2 protein-coding genes are annotated in these 2,578 nt (G+C 67.3%); both read left to right on the top strand.

Going from position 1 to position 2,578, the window contains the following annotated elements; genetic code table 11:
- Positions 1–87: 87 nt before the first annotated feature.
- Positions 88–828: a cytochrome c biogenesis CcdA family protein gene (locus VGC18_RS13065; RefSeq protein WP_331098079.1), complete on the top strand. Its 741-nt coding sequence runs from the start codon at positions 88–90 to the stop codon at positions 826–828.
- On the top strand, positions 812–2,512 hold the full coding sequence (gene resB, locus VGC18_RS13070; RefSeq protein ID WP_414672887.1) for a cytochrome c biogenesis protein ResB: 1,701 nt from the start codon (positions 812–814) through the stop codon (positions 2,510–2,512). Before VGC18_RS13065 ends, resB begins: the two co-directional genes overlap by 17 nt.
- Positions 2,513–2,578: the final 66 nt, after the last annotated feature.

Below are 2,578 nucleotides of genomic sequence, written 5' to 3' on the forward strand. Positions count from 1 at the left end.
AGGATCGCCGCGCGGATCACGGGCGAGCTCGAATCCCAGTCCATCCTCAACACCCTCATCTCCGACACGCTCGCCGAGGACCGGTAGGTGGGGTTCATCGGACCGCTCATCAACGGCGGCAGCCTCGGACTCGCCCTTCCCATCGCCCTGCTCGCCGGGCTCATCGCCTTCGCCTCGCCGTGCGTCCTCCCGCTCGTGCCCGGCTATCTCGCCTACATCGGCGGATTCGCCGCCACCCAGGAGCGGAAGGGCCGCGGCCGGCTCGTGCTCGGCGTCGCCCTGTTCGTGCTCGGCTTCAGTGTCGTCTTCGTCGCGATCAACCTCGTCTTCGCCTCCGCCGGCGCCCTGCTCATCCCGTGGATCGACCTCATCACCCGCGTCATGGGCCTCGTGCTCATCGTGATGGGACTGGTCTTCATCGGCCAGTTCAGCTTCCTCCAGCGCAGCTTCAAGACCGAATGGCGGGTCGCGACCGGCCTGGGCGGGGCCCCGCTGCTCGGCATCGTCTTCGGACTGGGCTGGACCCCCTGCATCGGGCCGACGCTCAGCGCCGTGCTCTCGCTCAGTCTTGGCAGTGGTGATCCTTGGCGGGGCGTCTTGCTCGGCGTCGTCTACTGCCTCGGTCTCGGCATCCCGTTCCTGCTCGTCGCCCTCGGCCTCAACTGGGTGACCGGTTCCGTCGCCTGGCTCAAGCGTCACATCCGCGTGATCAACATCATCGGCGGCGCCCTGCTCATCCTGATCGGAGTGCTCATGGTCAGTGGTCTCTGGCGCATCCTCATGTCGAAGCTCGGGGCGGTGATCCTCGGTTATGAGCCGGCCCTCTGATCACTTCGATTCCCCCGCTCCGCAGCCGAGGACCGATGGGGTGAACCAGCCGAGACTGGGTCTCGTCGGGTATCTGCGCTTCTTCTGGCGCCAGCTGACCAGCATGCGCACGGCGCTCTTCCTGCTCCTCCTGCTGGCGATCGCCGCCGTCCCCGGATCGCTGTTCCCGCAGCGCAGCTCCGACCCGAACGGCGTCACCCAGTACTTCGCGGACAACAAGGCACTCGCGCCCGTCCTCGACAAGCTGCAGCTGTTCGACGTCTACACGTCGGTCTGGTTCTCCGCCATCTACCTGCTGCTGTTCATCTCCCTCATCGGTTGCGTCATCCCGCGCACCACTTTCCACCTCAAGGCGCTGCGGTCCAGGCCGCCCAGGACTCCCGTCCGCCTCGAGCGGCTGGCGGCCTTCCGCGCCTACGAGATCGCCGGCGACCAGGCGGATGCCGCGGGTGCTCCCATCACGGCCGCCTCCGCCGTCGAGTCCGCCCGCGGCCTGCTGAGGAAGTCCGGCTATCGGGTGCAGGTCTTCGACGGACGCGGCCCCCGCGGGGCGGAGCTCTCCGTCTCCGCCGAACGCGGCTACATGAGGGAGACCGGCAACCTGGTCTTCCACACCGCGCTCATCGGCATCCTGCTGGCCGTCGGCATCGGCAGCGGCTTCGGCTATACGGGACAGCGGGTGCTCGTGGTCGGCCAGGCCTTCGCCAACGTGCGGCTGACCTACGACTCGTTCAATCCCGGGCGGTTCTTCACGGACTCGGCGCTGAAGCCATACCGGCTCATCCTCAACAAGTTCACCGCGACCTACGAGGAGAAGAACGCCAACGCCTACGGCCAGCCAACGGACTACACGGCGAACGTGACCACCTACAACGCGGCGGGCACGGCGACCAAGGCGGTGATCAAGGTCAACGACCCGCTGCACATCGGCGGCAACAACATCTACCTGCTCGGCAACGGCTACGCACCGAAGATCACGGTCCGCGATCCGGCGGGCAAGGTGGTGTTCTCCGAGCCGGTTCCGTTCCTCCCTCAGGATGCCAACCTCACCTCGCTCGGCGTCATCAAGGTCCCCGACGGACTCGCCTCCCAGGTGGGCATGCGCGGCTTCTTCTACCCGACCGCCGCGAGCCTGAGCACCGGGGCCCTCGCCTCCACGCATCCGGACCTGCGTAATCCGAAGCTGTCCCTGCTCGTCTACAAGGGCGACCTCGGGATCGACAAGGGAGCACCGAAGTCGGTCTACACGCTCGACACCGACAAGATGACGGAGATCGCCGGCACCGGTGCGGACGGTGCCGACGCCGGCCCGATCCAGCTCACGCCCGGCCAGACGGTCAAGCTGCCGGACGGGCTCGGCTCGATCACCTTCGAGAACACGGCCCCGAAGTCCGACCCGGACGACCTCGAGAAGAGCGTCCCCCGGTACGCCTCGCTCGACGTGCATCGCGACCCCACCCAGGGCTGGGTCCTCTTCTTCGCCGTCTGCGTCGTGCTCGGTCTGCTCACGTCGCTCTTCATCCCGCGCCGGCGGGTGTGGGTCAAGGCGATCGAGCAGGATGACGGGATCGTCCGGCTCGAGTACGCGGGGCTGGCGCGGGGCGAGGATCCCGGCCTGGACAATGCGGTGGCCGACATCGCGGCCCGCCATTCTCAGCAACTCGGGCTTAGGCTGACGGAGTGAACACCGAAACCCTGGCGTCCTACTCTCTTGTCGCGATCTACTCCGCGATGGGGGTCTACCTCTTCG

The sequence above is a fragment of the Lacisediminihabitans sp. genome (assembly GCF_036404185.1).
Taxonomy (GTDB): domain Bacteria; phylum Actinomycetota; class Actinomycetes; order Actinomycetales; family Microbacteriaceae; genus Lacisediminihabitans.

What these genes read in the sequence shown, in the direction of transcription:
- resB (WP_414672887.1), top strand. Translation starts at nt 812, where the DNA reads ATGAGCCGGCCCTCTGATCACTTCGATTCCCCCGCTCCGCAGCCGAGG.